The organism is Roseivirga sp. UBA1976 (assembly GCF_002336325.1).
GTDB classification, from domain to species: domain Bacteria; phylum Bacteroidota; class Bacteroidia; order Cytophagales; family Cyclobacteriaceae; genus Roseivirga; species Roseivirga thermotolerans.
In genome coordinates, this window is the sequence record NZ_DDDQ01000165.1 from 1 (window position 1) to 18,017 (window position 18,017).

The 18,017-nt window shown below is 46.2% G+C and carries 13 protein-coding genes; 10 read left to right on the forward strand and 3 right to left on the reverse strand.

The window, feature by feature from the left end:
• The 9 genes from B3763_RS17025 to B3763_RS17065 form a co-directional block, all read left to right on the forward strand.
• On the forward strand, positions 1-498 hold a 498-nt coding region (locus B3763_RS17025; RefSeq protein ID WP_286748074.1), incomplete at its 5' end, for a glucoamylase family protein.
• Positions 499-527: 29 nt separating this feature from the next.
• Positions 528-1,883, forward strand: coding sequence for a glucoamylase family protein (locus B3763_RS17030; RefSeq protein WP_229838651.1), 1,356 nt, complete (start codon positions 528-530; stop codon positions 1,881-1,883).
• Positions 1,873-2,661: a prolyl oligopeptidase family serine peptidase gene (locus B3763_RS17035; RefSeq protein WP_286748075.1), complete on the forward strand. Its 789-nt coding sequence runs from the start codon at positions 1,873-1,875 to the stop codon at positions 2,659-2,661. Before B3763_RS17030 ends, B3763_RS17035 begins: the two co-directional genes overlap by 11 nt.
• Positions 2,662-2,673: 12 nt before the next feature.
• A complete protein-coding gene (bglX, locus tag B3763_RS17040; protein ID WP_286748076.1) occupies positions 2,674-4,935 on the forward strand; it encodes a beta-glucosidase BglX in 2,262 nt (753 codons plus the stop codon).
• Between the two features lie 220 nt (positions 4,936-5,155).
• Positions 5,156-6,670, forward strand: a complete 1,515-nt coding sequence (locus B3763_RS17045; RefSeq protein WP_286748077.1) for a sulfatase family protein — start codon at positions 5,156-5,158, stop codon at positions 6,668-6,670.
• Positions 6,671-6,673: 3 nt separating this feature from the next.
• Positions 6,674-7,426, forward strand: a complete 753-nt coding sequence (locus tag B3763_RS17050; RefSeq protein ID WP_286748078.1) for a sulfite exporter TauE/SafE family protein — start codon at positions 6,674-6,676, stop codon at positions 7,424-7,426.
• Positions 7,427-7,507: 81 nt separating this feature from the next.
• Positions 7,508-9,340, forward strand: coding sequence for a family 43 glycosylhydrolase (locus B3763_RS17055; protein WP_286748079.1), 1,833 nt, complete (start codon positions 7,508-7,510; stop codon positions 9,338-9,340).
• A 544-nt stretch (positions 9,341-9,884) separates the two neighbouring features.
• Positions 9,885-10,547, forward strand: coding sequence for an intradiol ring-cleavage dioxygenase (locus B3763_RS17060; protein ID WP_286748080.1), 663 nt, complete (start codon positions 9,885-9,887; stop codon positions 10,545-10,547).
• A 175-nt stretch (positions 10,548-10,722) separates the two neighbouring features.
• Positions 10,723-11,727: a formylglycine-generating enzyme family protein gene (locus tag B3763_RS17065; protein ID WP_286748081.1), complete on the forward strand. Its 1,005-nt coding sequence runs from the start codon at positions 10,723-10,725 to the stop codon at positions 11,725-11,727.
• Between the two features lie 39 nt (positions 11,728-11,766).
• Here the strand turns inward: B3763_RS17065 and B3763_RS17070 are convergent, their stop codons facing one another.
• Entirely contained in the window at positions 11,767-12,861 is a 1,095-nt protein-coding gene (locus tag B3763_RS17070; protein ID WP_286748083.1) for an alkane 1-monooxygenase, read from the reverse strand.
• A 19-nt stretch (positions 12,862-12,880) separates the two neighbouring features.
• Positions 12,881-13,339 carry a type I restriction enzyme HsdR N-terminal domain-containing protein gene (locus tag B3763_RS17075; RefSeq protein ID WP_286748084.1) on the reverse strand — a complete coding sequence of 153 codons (459 nt, stop codon included), beginning with the start codon at positions 13,337-13,339 and terminating at the stop codon, positions 12,881-12,883.
• Between the two features lie 32 nt (positions 13,340-13,371).
• On the opposite strand from B3763_RS17075, the gene B3763_RS17080 reads away from it, so the two are divergent.
• Positions 13,372-14,145 carry an AMP nucleosidase gene (locus B3763_RS17080; protein WP_189630458.1) on the forward strand — a complete coding sequence of 258 codons (774 nt, stop codon included), beginning with the start codon at positions 13,372-13,374 and terminating at the stop codon, positions 14,143-14,145.
• A 200-nt stretch (positions 14,146-14,345) separates the two neighbouring features.
• Here B3763_RS17080 and B3763_RS17085 read toward each other — a convergent pair whose 3' ends face one another.
• Positions 14,346-17,987: an alpha-amylase family glycosyl hydrolase gene (locus B3763_RS17085; RefSeq protein ID WP_286748085.1), complete on the reverse strand. Its 3,642-nt coding sequence runs from the start codon at positions 17,985-17,987 to the stop codon at positions 14,346-14,348.
• Positions 17,988-18,017: the final 30 nt, after the last annotated feature.

Here is an 18,017-nt window from a genome sequence, read left to right on the forward strand (position 1 = left end):
TACTCTTTCCTTGGCTTGGATCCGCGGCAGCTCGAAGATCAATACGCCAACTATTGGGATCAAAACGTAGCCCACAGCAAGATAAATTATGCATACGCTGTTGCCAACCCCAAAAACTTTGTTGGTTATAATGAAAACGCCTGGGGACTTACCGCCAGCGACAACCATCAAGGCTACTCTGCCCACTCTCCCACCAACGACCTGGGGGTAATTACTCCCACAGCCGCCCTTTCGTCTTTCCCCTATACACCCGATGAATCTATGAAGGCACTTAAACACTTCTACTACATTATGGGCGATATGCTTTGGGGAGAATATGGCTTCTACGATGCCTTTAACCTGACTGAAAGCTGGGTTGCCAGCTCGTATCTGGCCATTGACCAGGGGCCTATTGTACTGATGATAGAAAATCACAGGACAGGCTTGCTGTGGAACCTGTTTATGAAAAGCAGTGAAATAACTAACGGACTAAAGAAACTCGGATTTACAAGCTACTGAACCAAACCCTAGAATAACCCTAAACTAAGATGAACAAAAGAACAATACTTCAATGTTTGATGGCCCTGGCTCTGGGCGCCTTTTTATGGGCTTGCAGTCAATCCAAAGGCAGCCAGCAGGCCGACTCTATAAAAACCCAAAGCGAAGAAGACTCTTTGCTCAACCTGGTGCAATATCAAACCTTTCAGTATTTCTGGAATGGTGCCGAGCCCAACAGCGGTATGGCCCGCGAGCGATATCACATGGACGATATTTATCCCAGTCACGACAAAGACATTATTACATCGGGCGGCTCAGGCTTTGGGCTTATGGCACTAATTGTGGGTATAGAAAGAGGCTTTATTACCCGGGAAGAAGGCATTGAGCGCTTTGAGAAGATCGTAGACTTTCTGGAAAAAGCCGATTCGTTCCATGGAGTATTCCCTCACTGGTGGGATGGCAAAACCGGTAAGGTTTCGGCCTTTAGCAAAAAAGACGATGGGGGCGACCTGGTAGAAACCTCTTTTCTGGCAGCCGGCCTGCTTACCGTGAGACAATACCTGGACAAAAACGATAAGCGAGAAAAACAGCTGGCCGAACGCATGAATACCCTTTGGGAAAACATTGAGTTCGACTGGCACACCAAAGGCGAAAATGTACTCTACTGGCACTGGTCGCCCAACTATGAGTGGGAAATGAACTTTGATGTTAGAGGTTACAATGAGTGCCTCATTATGTATGTGCTGGCAGCTTCATCGCCAACCCACTCGGTAGACCCTGCTGTGTATCATGAAGGTTGGGCCATGAATGGTGCCATTGCCAACGATACTACCTACTATGGACTCGAAACTGTACTTAACCACTACGAAACCAACGACTCACCTGTGGGTCCGCTCTTTTGGGCACACTACTCTTACCTCGGCCTTAACCCAAAAGGCCTGAAAGACAAGTATGGAGACTACTGGAAGCTCAACCGCAATCATGCCCTCATTCATCACAAACATGCAGTAGCCAACCCCAATGAATTCAAAGGATATGGGCCTGACATGTGGGGCTTTACCTCCAGCTACTCCATGAGAGGCTATGCCGGCCATAGGCCTGACCGCGATCTTGGGGTAATTTCGCCAACTGCTGCCCTTTCTTCTTTCCCATATACTCCGGAAGAAAGCATGGCCATGCTCAAAAAACTCTACACCGAAGCCGATTCCCTTGTAGGCGAATTTGGTCCTTACGATGCTTTTAGCTTCCACGAAAACTGGTACCTCCCACGCTACCTGGCCATCGATCAGGGCCCAATTCCAGTAATGATCGAAAACTACCGCAGCGGGCTAATCTGGGATCTGTTTATGTCGGCTCCGGAAATACAGCAAGGACTTAAAAAACTAGGTTTCTACTATGAAGATTAAGCTACTGCTCATCTGTACTTTGGCCGGGGTATTAAACATTAGCCTGGCCCAAACCAAGGAAGACTTTAGAGCGGCAAAACACACCTATGAAGAAGGTTCGCTCAACTATAGAGTACTTTATCCGGAAGGGTTCGATTCCACAAAGGAATATCCACTGGTACTTTTTCTTCATGGCGCTGGTGAACGTGGTACCAACAATGAGAAACAGTTGGTGCATGGCAGCAAACTGTTTCTCGACCCTTCCAATCGGGAAAAGTTTCCGGCCATTGTCGTTTTTCCTCAATGCCCACCGGAAGACTACTGGGCCAATGTACACAGACCACTCGATGAGAATGGAAAACGTCAGTTTACCTATTTCACCACCAAAACAGAACCTACATTGGCCATGAAAGGTCTTCTTTCATTGGTCGATTCGCTTAGTCGGGTTGCTCATATAGATAAAGACAGAATGTATGTAATGGGCCTTTCCATGGGAGGAATGGGCACATTTGAGCTTGTGAGCCGCAGACCCAAAACGTTTGCGGCTGCCGCACCCATTTGTGGTGGCGACCACCCAAAAAGTGCCAGAAAGTATGCCAAAAAAGTACCCTTCTGGATATTCCATGGCCTGAAAGACGATGTAGTGCCTCCTCATTTTTCTAAAGAAATGGCCAGTGCTATTGAAGAAAAGGGCGGTCGGGTAAAACTCACCCTTTACCCCAATGCCAACCACAACAGCTGGGATCCTGCATTTGCCGAACCTGAACTATTGCCCTGGCTATTTTCTCATTCCAAGTAACCTATACCCGCAATGCATTCATTCAACATCCATAAAAGCACACCTCTTATACTCCTGGTAGGCATCATGGGGTTCATGGCCCTAAATGGCTGCGAAAACCCATCGGGCAGCTCAGGCCCTATGAGCCGGTTCATCGATTCGCTCATTCAAGAAATGACCATCGAAGAAAAAGCCGGACAACTCACCCTCTACACCAGTGGCTGGGATGTAACAGGACCTGTATTGCGCGATGACTACATGGACGAATTGAGGGCTGGCAGAGCCGGTAATCTCTTTAATGCCCATACCGTAGACTACGCCCGTGAACTGCAGCGCATAGCCGTTGAAGAAACACGGCTGGGTATTCCTCTACTCTTTGGCTTGGACGTAATTCATGGTTATAAAACCACCTTCCCAATTCCTCTGGCCGAGGCTTCTAGTTGGGATCTTGATATTATTGAAAAATCGGCTCACCTGGCCGCCAAAGAAGCCGCCTCTGCCGGAGTCAACTTGACCTTCAACCCCATGGTTGATATTGCGCGCGACCCTCGTTGGGGCCGCATTGCAGAAGGTAGTGGCGAAGACCCCTTCCTAGGTGCGCTCATTGGTGCTGCCAAGGTTAGGGGCATACAGGGTAAAAACCTTGCCGACCCTACCACCATTTTGGCCTGCGTAAAGCACTTTGCCGCCTATGGAGCTTCCCAGGCAGGGCGCGACTATCATACAGTGGATATGTCTGACCGGGAATTGAGGCAGAACTATTTACCTCCCTACAAAGCCGCTCTGGAGGCCGGTGCCGCCACAGTAATGACCAGCTTTAACGAATTGGATGGAGTGCCTGCTTCTGGCAACCGATACCTGATGACAGAAATATTGCGCAATGAATGGGGTTTTGATGGCTTTGTGGTAACCGACTACACATCTATCAATGAAATGGTGCCTCATGGAGTAGTAGCCAACGAGAAAGAGGCCGCAGAGCTGGCCTTTAAAGCAGGCGTACAAATGGATATGCAGGGAGGGCTTTACAGCCGTTACATTCCGGAACTGATTGCCGAAGGAAAGATTGAAGAGTCTACACTGAATGAGTATGTAAGACAGGTGTTGGAAATGAAGTACAAACTGGGATTGTTTGAAGACCCCTACCGATACCTAAACAAAGACAGGGAGCAACAAACGCTATATTCTCAAGAATTAATGAATCATGCGTTATTGGCCGCAAAAGAGTCTATTGTACTGCTCAAAAACCAACCGGCAAGCAAAGGCCAAAGTAATCTTTTGCCACTTTCTAAAAAACTTGGCTCAGTAGCGCTTATTGGTCCATTGGCCGATAACCGCAAAGATATGCTAGGCACCTGGCATGTAGCTGGCGATGCCTCTAAAGTGATTACTCTAAAAGAAGGCATAGCGCAAATTGCTCCCGGAGTAAAAATCAACTATGCACGTGGTGCCGGCTTTAGTGGAGACGACCGGTCGGGTTTTGCTGAAGCTCTGGCAGCAGCCAGAAAATCGGATGTAGTTATAATGGCCATAGGCGAAGACTATACTCAAAGCGGAGAAGCAGCCAGCCGATCGGAAATAGGACTGCCAGGACCGCAACAAGAGCTTATAGAAGCTATACATGCGCTTGGCAAACCCATAGTCGCAGTGGTAATGGCTGGCAGGCCACTCACCATCAATTGGATTGACGAACACATTCCTGCTGTTATGAACGCCTGGCATCTGGGTACAATGTCTGGAAAAGCCATTGCTGAAACGCTTTTCGGAGATCATAATCCGGCCGGCAAACTCACCATAACTTTTCCTAAAAACGTGGGTCAGATTCCCATATACTATAACATGAAGAATACAGGCCGCCCTTTTAGTGCCGACAACAAATACACCAGTAAATACCTGGATGTTTCTAACGAGCCGCTCTATCCTTTCGGCTACGGACTGAGCTACACCACCTTTGAGTACAGCAACATTAGCTTGAGCAGCTCTGAGCTATCGTTCGATAGCTCCCTTACCGTTTCGGCCACGGTAACCAACACCGGAACCTATGAGGGCCAAGAGGTAGTACAGCTCTATGTGCGAGACATGGTGGGCAGCGTAACCCGCCCGGTAAAAGAGCTCAAAGGATTTGAAAAAATTAAACTTAAACCCGGAGAATCGAAGCGCGTGTCGTTTAACCTTAGCGCTAAAGACCTGGCATTCTATACTTTAGATATGCGCTTTGAAGCCGAACCGGGGGATTTCAAAGTATTTATTGGCCCCAACTCTTCCACAGGACTTGAGGCCGACTTTAAGCTTAAATAAAGAAAAATGCCGTCCTTTTCCAGAAGTGCAATCATCGTTTCAGCCCCCTTGGAATCATTCACCGGAATTTCTGTCAATGGGCAAGGCAGAAAAAATACAGCCGTGAGTGAAAACTGGAAATTCAATGCGGACGGCATCTTATGGGTAGGTCGGTGGGAACCCTGCACGCTGGGCAACCATCGACCTCACCTATGCCATTGTACAATCAAAAACTAAGACCATGACTAATTCCACAACCAAACTTTTAAGTCTGCTGGCGCTGGTGCATCTGGTAGCATTGGCTTGCTCTGCCCCAAGGGGCGAACAAAAAAACGACTTGATTTTAAAGCACATTGAAGGGACAGAACCCATGAATGTAGTTTTTATTCTTAGCGATGACCATCGCTACGACTTCATGGGTTTTACTGGTAAAGTACCTTTCTTAGAAACTCCTGCAATGGACAAAATGGCACGCGAAGGGGCCCATATTGAAAATGCATTCGTTACCACCTCACTATGTTCGCCCAGCCGGGCTTCCATTCTCACGGGGCAACTATCGCACCACCACCAGGTGGTAGACAATCAGTCGCTTATTGCTGATAGTATAAAGTTCTTCCCCCAATACCTTCAGGCAGCCGGTTACGAAACAGCCTTTATGGGCAAATGGCATATGGGTGAACACCATGCAGACCCTCGAAAGGGCTTTGATCATTGGTTTAGCCTTAAAGGTCAGGGCAATTATTACAACCCACTCATTAACATCAATGGGGTTGAAAAAACCTTTAGCGACAGCACATACATTACCGATTTACTTACCGAAGAGGCTGTTAAATGGCTAAGCGAAAGAGACGGCCAAAAGCCCTTTTTCCTCTATTTATCACACAAAGGCGTACATGCCGACTTTAAACCGGCCAAACGACACCAGGGAGTATATGCCAATACCAAACCGAGTTATCCGCCTACCATGTTTCCTGAAAAGAACAAAGACTACAACTATGCCGATGTACCCGACTGGGTAAAAAAACAACGCAACAGCTGGCATGGTGTAGACTATATGTATCATGGTCAGATTGGTTTCGATGAGTTTTACCAGCTTTATACCGAAACGCTACTTTCGGTAGATGAAAGCATTGCAGCCGTGCTTGACCAACTGGAGAAGAGCGGACAGATTGACAATACCATTGTATTCTATATGGGCGATAATGGCTTTTCGTTTGGTGAGCACGGCCTTATTGACAAGCGACATGCCTATGAAGAATCCATTCGGGTGCCGCTGCTCATTTATGGCGGAAAAGATGTAATTAAGCAGAATAAGGTGAAGCAAATGATTCAGAACATAGACATTGGCCCCACCATATTAGCCATGGCCGGTTTAGAAAAACCCACCAATATGGATGGAGAGAGCTTTTTACCTATTCTTAAGGGGGAGAATCCCGATAACTGGAGAAAACGCATTTATTATGAGTATTTCTGGGAGCGGCCATTTCCGCAAACTCCTACAGTACATGCGGTAAGAACAGACAAATATAAGTTTATACGCTACTATGGTTTGTGGGACATTAACGAGCTTTATGACCTGGAGAACGACCCTTGGGAGATGAATAATCTAATCAGGGACGAAGCGTATCGCGACATTGCCAAACAACTTCGCACCGACCTTTTTAACTGGCTTGAAGAAACAGGCGGAATGCAAATTCCACTAAAGACTGATGGCACGGGAGCGCGGTTCGACCATTTGTACAGGGGCACCTTTTAAAGAGTGAATTGGACCAACGAAATATTGCTTATAACCGGAGGCATACTGGCGGGAATAGTGAACACCATTTCCGGTAGTGGCACACTGTTCAGCATGGGAGTAATGACCCTCACGGGTATTCCGTTGGTAATGGCCAATACCACTACACGCCCCGGGGTTTTCTTTCAAAACCTAACGGGCGTGTTGGTGCTTCGAAAGACTATTTCTTCACAGCATGGTAAGTTTAAACTCACTCCAATTCTCTCTACCGTAGCCGGAGCTATGGCGGGTGCCTGGTGCGCAACTCAGGTGTCCAACGCATCCTTCAACCTAATGGCTACGATAGTAATGGTAGCCTTGCTGATTTCGTTTCTTTTACCCGGCTCACTAACCAGAAGATCGAAACTATCATTTTCCGGTAGTTCGGGCTGGGCTGCAATTTTGCTATTTCTCGGTGGTCTGTACGGTGGTTTTATACAGATAGGCGTGGGGATTCTCATTCTGGTTATACTTTCCGGAGTATACCGTATGCCCTATCAGGAGGCCAATACGTACAAACTGCTTATCGTACTCATTTATACCATTCCCACTACACTGTATTTTGCCTTTACCAACCACATTCTCTGGAAGCCAGCCCTGTTGCTGGCCATAGGTCAGGTAATAGGTGCCTATGGTGCGGCCCGGTTTATAAGAGTAAACACTAAAGCCCACTTGTGGGCCAAAGTTATTTCGGTTTTAATGATTGTGGCTACGCTCATCAAGGTATGGTTTTATTGAGTATATCGACCGCAACAAACGTGTCAGAATAATCATTTCAACCCTAATCACAACCCTATAAGGATCAATACATATATTTCTATGAAAAGCATTAACCTGTTCTTCCCACTTCTGCTCCTTCTCGCCTGCTCAGGCCCAGAACAGCATCAGCCAAAAGTGTCATTTGCTACGGCTCAGGAGCAAAAGAACTACAAAACATATTGCAACCCACTAGACATCGATTACACCTACATGTCGCATTACAGAGCCAACAACAACGTTTCCTATCGCTCGGGTGCCGACCCGGCCATTGTGAACTTTAAGGGCACCTACTACATGTTTGTTACCCGTTCTCACGGCTATTGGGCCTCTGAAGACATGAGCAATTGGCGGTTTATCAGACCCCAGAGTTGGTATTTCAACGGCAGTAATGCTCCTGCTGCCACTGTAAGAGACGGAAAAATTCTGGTATTAGGCGACCCTTCGGGTAGGGGCGCGGTCATCGAAACAGACAACCCGGAATTGGGCGATTGGAAAACCAACTTTGCCGTGATTAATACGCCCAATGGCGTGCAGGACCCAATGCTATTTACTGACGATGATGGCCGAGTATACCTCTACGAGGAGTCGTCTAACAAATTCCCTATCAGGGGGGTAGAGCTAGACCCGGACAACTACTACATTCCCAAAGGAGAACAGACTGATTTACTTTATCTTCAGCCCGAAAAACATGGGTGGGAACGTTTTGGGCAAGATCATAAATCGGACATCCAGCCATTTATAGAGGGTCCCTGGATGGTAAAGCATGGAGACACCTACTACCTGGAATATGGTGCTCCGGGAACTCAGTGGAACGTGTATGCCGATGGGGTGTATACCAGCAAAAGCCCTTTGGGGCCGTTTGAATATGCTCCTTACAACCCAATTTCTTACAAACCCGGAGGATTTCTGAAAGGCTCGGGGCATGGCAGCACCGTACGCGATAATAATGGCAATTACTGGCACTACGCTACAATGGCCATTTCAGTAAACTATAAGTTTGAGCGAAGAATAGGGATGTACCCTGCCGGATTCGAAGAAAACGGTCAAATGTACGTGAATACTGCCTATGGAGACTATCCTCACTATTTGCCCGGTACACCCGTGGAAGATCACAAAAACCGATTTACCGGGTGGATGCTCCTTAGCTACAACAAGCCGGTACGCACAAACTCAGGCCTGGTGAGTCAGGAAATCAACGTGGTAGATGAAAGCGAGTCGGGCTATATGCTCGGGCAAATTAGGGAGTTCGATATCCGTAAAATAAACGATGAAGAAATTCGCTCCTATTGGGTATCGGAGGCCAACAACGATTCCATTTTTGTGGAAGTAGATTTAGAGAAAACCATGGATGTAAAAGCTATCCAGATCAACTTTCAAGACTTTAACAGTAAAATATTCGGGCGTCCGGATACGCTGAGACAGCAATTTACAATAGAGGCCTCTATTGATGGCAACAAGTGGCAGACCATTGCAGACTACTCTGAAAACATGCGCGACATGCCCCACGGATACATTGAGTTACCTCAAGCTATTGAAGCCCGCTATGTGCGCTACAACCATGTATACTGCACCAATGAGTACCTCTCCATCTCCGAGTTCAGGGTATTTGGCAACGGCAAAGAGGACCTACCCGAAACCCCTGCCAACTTTAAGGTGAGCCGACAAAAAGACCGGAGAAATGCAGACTTGAGCTGGGATACCGTTGAGGGTGCCACAGGCTATGTCATTTATTGGGGTATAGCCGAAGACAAACTGAACCTTTCTGCCATGATCTATGGAGCGAATAGCTATGAACTTAGAGCTCTCAATACAGACACCGGCTACTACTACCAGGTGGAAGCTTTTGATGAAAACGGAATTTCTGAAAGAAGCGAAATACTATTTACTCAATAGGATCTGTTGGGTACCAAGAAGGTTTTGTGATAAAAACCACCCAATATTTTCCAGACTAAGACCAGAATTTCTTTTATCAATAAATTCAACCCAAATAAAGCCCTTGCCCATCGGTATCGGGTCAAAAAGAAGTATTTAAAGATAAAACATCATTACTATGCATTACTTTAGATAAAATCCTTTGCATGACCACCGACTACCAATCTGTAAGGTTTATTCATTGGTATTGCTCTAGGGTTCATTCTATATCACATGAGACCAAGCTCTTCGAGAAGAAGAAGGAGAAAGAGAAAAAAATATAAATCAAAAGGGTATTCCTTTCTTATCTGAGAGATAAAATGGACTATGGTTTTTGTCAGAACCAACGTGCCGCATATTTTCTGGCGTTAAAAAGAAAATGGAAGCAATCAATCCAATATACTCTTATATCCATCTTACGGATTAAAGCTCTAATACTATTCGACATGTAGACTAAACAACCAACTAGCCCCTCACCGCTAACAACACCAAGAACGGGTAGTACTTGAATAAGCTTCTATATGTCATGCGAACCCGGTTATTGATCGAAAAGAACCAACTGACCAAGGTAGTTATCGTTCACCCAGCTATGAGAAACTTGTTCATTGGCTTACTTCTGTGGCCTCTCTACTCTCAGGCACAGATACTCGGAGGCCCCTGCGAAGGTTGCGAGGCATTATTAGAGTACGGCAACAAAACGTTGACATCTACCGATACTCTACCGGGGTTTAAAGAGGGGGCTCCTCAAATGATTATTCAGGGAACCGTATTTCAAAAAGACGGCCATACCCCTGCCGAAGGCGTTATTATTTATGCTTACCACACCAATAGTGAAGGAATATACCCCACCCGGGGCAATGAAACAGGTTGGGGCCGAAGACATGGCTACATAAGAGGATGGGCTATAACCGATAAAAACGGCCAATATACCTTCTATACCTTCAGGCCCGGAAGCTATCCCGGCCGAACAGCTCCAGCCCATGTACACCTTACCATAAAAGAGCCCGGCAAAAGAGAATATTACATTGACGATATAATGTTTGAAGATGACGAACTCTTGAGCCAAAGTATTCGCAAAGACAGGAAAAACAGAGGCGGAAATGGTATTGTTAATCTCAAAGAAGAGAATGGTTTCTTTTGGGCAAGACGCGACATTTTTCTAGGCTTAAATATCCCAAACTATCGCTAATTTTCACTCTTAATTGGTCGGCCTATAATCTATTAAAAAGCCTGTTAATGCCTAAATTGCCCTCTGACTAAATAAGGCATCGAATATGCGGCAATTTGTGCTTTCATTCTGTTCCTGCTTTTGGCTCATAGTAAGCTGTCAGCCCAAACCCACAACAGAGCAATCTGCGTCTTCAATGCGCGCCTATATACCCGAACCTTACGCATCGGAAATAGCACAAATACCCTATAGAGGCTATACAGATACCACCCATATGGTGTGGATAAAAGGGGGAACTTTTACCATGGGAGCAGAGCATAATATGGCAATGGCCCATGAAAAACCACCACATAGAGTACAAGTAGGAGGTTTCTGGATGGATAAGTACGAGGTCACCAATGCAGAATTTTTGGCCTTTACCCAAGCCACCGGATACAAGACCTTAGCCGAACGGGCACTGGACTGGGAAACCATGAAAAAAGAGCTGCCTCCCGGCACTCCAAAACCGCCTGACAGCCTGTTAGCCCCGGGCTCATTGGTATTCTACAGTCCCCCGCAAGTAGAAGACATGCATAACTATGCTCAATGGTGGCAATGGAAAAACCATGTAAACTGGCGCCAGCCGGAGGGCCCGGGAAGCAGCATTGAAGACCGTATGAACCATCCGGTAGTTCACATTGCCTACTACGATGCGCTTGCCTACTGCCAATGGGCAGGTAAAGAGCTACCTACAGAAGCAGAGTGGGAGTTTGCTGCCCGGGGCGGAAAGGAAGGCCATATTTACCCCTGGGGTAATGAATTAATCCCTGAGAACAAGCCTATGGCCAACTACTGGCAGGGCAATTTTCCTATAAATAACACGGTAGACGATGGATTTGAGCACACCAGTCCTGTCGGGGTCTTTGCGGCCAATGGATACGGCCTGTTCGATATGGCAGGAAACGTATGGGAGTGGTGCAGCGACTTTTACGATGCCAACTATTATCAGCAGCTGGCATTAAAAGGAACTATTAGTAACCCGCAAGGCCCTGAAAGAAGTTATGATCCGGCAGCTCCGTATGCAATTAAACATGTGATCAAAGGCGGTTCATTTTTATGCAACGACAGCTATTGCTCCAGCTACAGAGTATCGGCCAAAATGCCTGCGGCACCGGATACCGGAATGCCTCACCTGGGTTTCCGAACCATCTTGCGTCCCTAACCTATCCCTGACAGTTCATGAGCCATCACCCAGTGGGCTTCATCCACTACCTTTAGCGTTGTATACTTCTTCCTCCCAGGCCTTTAGCTTTGGATTCATCCACCGAAACCATAATGGAGGACAGGCCGCCAGTAAAATCATGGCCGGATAACCTGAAGGCAACTGGGGCGATTCATCGTAGTGCTTCAATACCTGATAGCGCTTAATGGCATAGGCATGGTGATCGGAATGCCGTTGTAATTGAAAAAGAAAAAAATTGCTCAACCGATGGTTAGAATTCCAGGAATGCATTGGGTTCACCTTTTCATATCGCCCGGGGGCAAGCTCTTTTCGCACTATTCCATAATGCTCAATGTAATTTACCAGCTCCAGGAGTGTGAATGCCAAAATACTTTGACCAAAGAAGAACACCACCACCGGCCAGGCCATTTCCTGCAAATACCAGGTTGCGGCCAGCACAATCAGGGCGCAAAAAATAAGGGGTAGAACAGTAAACCAGAGCATATTATTCCTGAGGCTCAAAAACCCTTGCTTTCTGCGGCTCAACCTTTCCTTCTCCAGTTTCCAGGCACTAAAATAACTACCGAAAACCGAGCGTATCCAAAAACGATAAAAAGGCTCATTTTTACGACTCGTAGCCGGGTCTCTAGGTGTGGCCACATAGACATGATGTCCACGGTTATGCTCAATATAAAAATGCATATAGCATACCGTCATTAGTAGTAGTTTGGAACAAAACCGCTCCCAGCCCGACTTCTTGTGGCCCAACTCATGAGCTACAGTAATGCCTATGCCCCCGGTTACCAGGGCACAGCTAAGGGTAAAGCCAATCCACTCCATAAGGTCGAGGGAATGTGAGGCAACCATCCAACATGCCCATAAGACAAAGGCTACCTGAAAAAAAGTCCATACGTAAGTGATAAATCGATAATAGAACTGTTCGGCCAGAAGCAAACTTTCATTCTCACTTAAATTTTCAGGGTCTTCTCCTATCAGATGATCGGCCAAAGGAATGAGTACAAACACAAAGGCAACCGTCAACCAGTTCCAATAACCCCCGGAATAAAAGCCCAGCACAGTGAGCGAGGGAATGATAAAAGCCGTAAGAAAACCAATATTCTTGATCCAACTCATGTAGAAAAATACAATTTCCCTACATCACTTTCAACTGTTGGTAGTCAGGTATGGTACTCAACATTTGGGTTGGCTCATTAGCGCTTGAGCATAAACCAGCATAGGTTTGTATACCGTTACTAATAATTACCAGCCTGGATTGACAAACCTTGTTGTACGCGGCAATTTGCTCCACCACGTTTTGTCCCAAAGCCACAGAAGGTGCTTTACATTCTACCAGTACCAATGGTTTGAGCTTCTGGTCATAAATGAGAATATCGCTGCGTTTTTGCAGTTCATTATATTTCAAGCCCGACTCCACGCGAGTACGGGCCGCAGGATAACCCAAATTGACCATAAGATGGTTGAGCATGTGCTGCCTAACCCATTCTTCAGGAGTCAATTGAACGAACTTCTTTCGAATGGGATCGAAAATAAATAACTTGCCGCCTCTATTCTCAAGCCGATAGGCGTATGTCGGCAGGTTGAGTTGCAACATTGGGCAAATCTAATTACACCAAACATTATTCTATGAAAAACAAGCAAGAAATAGTTGAAAACTGGCTACCCCGCTACACAGGTGTGGCTCTGGAGGATTTTGGAGAATACATTCTACTTACCAATTTCATTTCGTATGTAGAAATGTTTGCAGATAAGTTTGGCGTGGAAGTAATGGGAGAAGGAAAACCCATGCAAAGTGCTACAGCCGAAAACATAACCATAATCAATTTTGGTATGGGGAGTGCAATGGCTGCCACTATTATGGACTTGCTTTCCAGCATTCACCCACGTGCCGTTCTATTTCTTGGTAAATGTGGGGGGTTGAAAAAGAAAACCCAACTGGGCGATCTTATTTTGCCTATTGCCGCTATTCGTGGCGAAGGAACCAGCAATGAATATATGCCGGTGGAAATACCTGCTCTTCCCTCCTTCCGTTTGCAGCGGGCAGTATCTTCCATGATTAAGAAGCACGCCATGGACTATTGGACAGGCACTTGCTACACCACCAACCGAAGGGTGTGGGAGCACGACAAGGCCTTTAAGAAATACCTGCGAAAAATCAGGGCTATGGCCATAGATATGGAAACGGCCACCCTGTTTACCGTAGGTTTTGTGAATGAAATTCCGCGAGGTGCCCTACTGCTTGTGTCGGATAACCCTATGATTCCTGAGGGTGTAAAAACCGAAGAAAGCGACAAGAAGGTTAGTGCTGACTATGTGAACGCTCACCTGGAAATTGGTATTGACGCGTTGCGCGAATTGAGAGATTCGGGTGACTCTGTGAAGCACATGCGCTTTGAATAAAAAAATAGGGTTACTCATTTAGATCGCATTTGTTAGCCCCAGTATACCAGCCATAAGCTGTGTCCTCACAGCGTCTTTTAACAACCATTTGTGAAGACACAAATGGAGGTAAGGTTCAGAAATGCACTTCTTGCGACATAAGTAAGTAACCCTATAAAAAAAATTCGGTGCGGGCCATTGGCCTGCACCACCTTATGCTTTCAACGGCTTACCAATACCTTGAGCGTATATCCTTTTTGTTCGGTAATTATTCTAAGCAGGTAAAGGCCATTTGGAAGTTCGGAAATATCTAATGGACTGAGACTGTTGTTTGCAACAGACTGATGAACAACCACTTCTCCTTTTAGAGTGCGCAGCTCAAGAACTTTGATCTGGCCCGGGATTTCTCCATCGAAATGAATGATACCGCTGGCGGGGTTAGGATAATACCGGAAGCCTGGCAGTTCCTCCTCCAAGCCCGTGATCTGTTTCAATACCGGAACATCGTAAAGTATGTCTCCGTTTTCTAATACCACTCCGTGTTCAAAGTCGCCTGTAGTACCAGCACCTTTTCTACTACCATCGGCATTCCTGAAAACAAAGGCCAGGCGATAGGCAAGCTTAGTTTGTCCCAAACCGTAATAGTTACTGGGCGTAAGGGTAATTTGCCACTGATTATTATTGGTTGTGGAGCGTGTCATTTCACCAACTCCATCATCTGCTCCCCAGTTACCCACCACGTGTTGTTCATCCCATGAAGTTCCATTGGCCGAGCTTGTAATAACGCCCGAATGCATATATACCTGCTGCGCGTTAAGCAATCCGCGGTTGCCAAAGCGAGCATCATAGGTTAGTGTTATTTCCGTATCCTGATCAAACTGCTGTGGAGTAATGGTAATTAACTCCCCATCAACTTCTATTGCAAAAAATATAGTTTGGCCTCTAAAGCCTTTACCAAGTTTAGAGTTATCGGCATTTCGGAAATACATGCCTAATTTAACCGCCTCTCCCGAGGTAATAGAGAAATAGTCTTTCGGGATAAGGGTTATTTGCCACATGTCATTTTCTCCATCCACACGAGTCATTAAACCTACACCATCATCGGTATGGTTGCCCACTTCGTTTTCCAGTGTTGTAGCATTGAAATCTTCAAACACTATACCGGCATGCATATATACCTTTTCTGCTCCCACCAGACCCTCAGTACCTGCCGGATGAGCTTTGGTGGCATCGAACGTAATGGTTATCTCATCTTCAACAAAGAAGCTGGCCGGGCTAATAGTAACCGGTAACTCATAGGCCTCAACCACCTGATGAAATCCATCCGAAATTTTATTTGAGGTATATATTCGAAATTCACCGGGTGCGAGGTTTATGTCTTTTTCAAAAGCTCCGGCCGGTATGGTCTCACCAGAAAAATAGTTGTACCAAGAGCTGCCTGTGGCTATGGATGGGTTAATTGATGATGCCTCCAAACCATAATTCCCTACAATCAACATATCAAGATCGTCTGAGTCAGCATGTATGAACCTTTCATTCCCTGAAAAATCATAGGTATAGGAAACGTTATCTTGGGCATTGATTTGTTTCCTAAGATTCAAAATGGCAGAAAAGGCATTGTATACATGCTTCCTCAGCTGATCATTATAGTATTGCAGGCCGTCTTGCCCCCATGGCAAAGGTTTGTTGCCCACTCTTCCGTTGAAGTTAATATCTATATCGTAGCCAAGCTCTCCAAATTGCCACAGCATTTTAGGGCCGGGCAGAGTGTAGAGAAAGGCAGCATTCATTTTTAATCGTTCCAAAGCAATGGTGGTATCGCGTGTGTTATAAACACCGTTGGCAAGTCCGTTTTCATACACTTCCCACAATTGGCGTTGCTCATCGTGGCTTTCCATATAGCTCACATGTGTTTCGGCAGTAGCCCCATCGAAAGAAGAGTTAGCTTCTCCTCCCAATGCCGTCCAGTAGTTGTAGCCCATATTTCGCCAAAGGAGCATACCGGCCTCTGCCAGTTCATCTTCCTCGTTGGAAGCCGCAAAATGTTCCAGTATTACATAGGCTTTTTCGTCTACCTGCCACAGCTTATTGGCCATGCGCTTGAGCAGGTTTACCCTGGACTGATCATAGGCAGACCAAGCACCTACATCGGTATTTTTGGTCTGGGTGAAGCCCTTAGATAAATCGAAACGATAACCATCAAAATGATATTCCCTCAGCCAGTAGGCATTCACTGAATCAACAAAAGCCTGAGTATAAGGGCTCTCATGGTTGAAGTCGTACCCGACATTAAATGGGTGGGTTGCCTCGGTATTGAACCAGGGACTTTCTGCCGAAGGTTTAGAGCCGTCCCAATACATACGCACCATTGGGTTAAGTCCAAAAGCATGGTTGAGCACCATATCCAGAATAACCGCTAATCCACGCTGATGGCAGGCTGCTATAAAATCCTTTAAATCGTTTTTGGTACCATAGTATTTGTCGGGAGCAAAAAAGTACATAGGATTATATCCCCATGATTCATTGCCTTCAAACTCCATAACCGGCATTAGCTCAATAGCATTTACGCCCAGATTTTGAATATAGTCCAACGTATCTATGAGGTCTTTGTAGCTTCTGCTGCCCACAAAATCGCGCACCAAAAGTTCATACACCACCAGGTCTTTGGCGTCCGGTCTTTCCCAGTTTTGCTCGGTTGCCGGCCATTGGTAGGGTGCCTGACCTGTTTGAAAGGTGGTGGCAATGGCGTTTTCGGTCAGGTTGTAGTCTGGTATCTGATTGTTTACCGATAAGGGTATGTATTGATCGTTCCAGGGGTCGGCCACTTTATCGGCATAAGGATCTCCCACTTTAATGGCTCCTTCTACCCAGTATTGAAATACATATTCTTTTCCTGCCGTCAGGTTGGTCAGTGTAAGCCAAAATAGCTCTCCATCGGGTGTTTTATTCATCAGGTACTCAGGCTGAACCTCCCAGTTGCTCATATCACCTACCACATAGACAAAGTCTTTGCCAGGAGCTTCCAGAACCAGGGTTACCCGGCTATGATCCTCATCATCATAGTTAATTCCTTTCTGTACTCCCTGCGGAAGTTCGGCCACAGTGGTGGCATCGGTAATGTTTACATTGAACGGTTGTTCGTCTTGTACCTGCTCTCCGTTGATGGTGGCCGTTACCCGAAGGGTTCCTCTAAAGCTTTCTGAAGGGCTAAAATTGTAGCTAATGGTAGTCCCCGTGTTTACATTGGCTTTATTTTCGAAACCCTGCCCTTGATCAATGGCTATTGTCATTTGACTCACGGTTGAAGAAGCTTCAGCACTAATGGTTATGTGCTCACCCGATTTTATAAAGTGGGTAGTAGTAGCAGGCTGCTTTATAGTTACAAAATTATCAACTGCAAGGTCTATAAATATATCGCCATTAGAAGCTACCTGTCCTCCCTCAAAGCTTCCGGGTGTTCCTTTGCCTTCTGCCGAGCCATCGGCATTACGGAAAACCATGGCCAAACGAAAAACAGTAGTGGTAGATGGTACTCCGTAGTAAGCTCTGGCAGGAGCATCAAGGGTTATTTCCCATAAATCGTTCTGACCTTGTACCTTAGTCATCAGACCAATTCCATCGTCTTTGCCCCAGTTACCCTTTACGTAGTTTTCGTCCCAGGTTGTAGCCGTTGGCGAGCTGGTTATTACCCCACCATGCATATATACTTTTGATGCCCCCACCAAACCTCCGGTTCCCTGAGTGGCATCATAAATTATTTTAATTTGATCATCGGCTGTGGCACTGGCCGGTTCTATCCGCACAATTTGCGCAGTAGCAACAGACTGCAAAAGAAGAAGAAGTGCTGAAAAGAAATTTCGCATGAAGGGTAACTTTGTTGAGTTGCAAGGGAA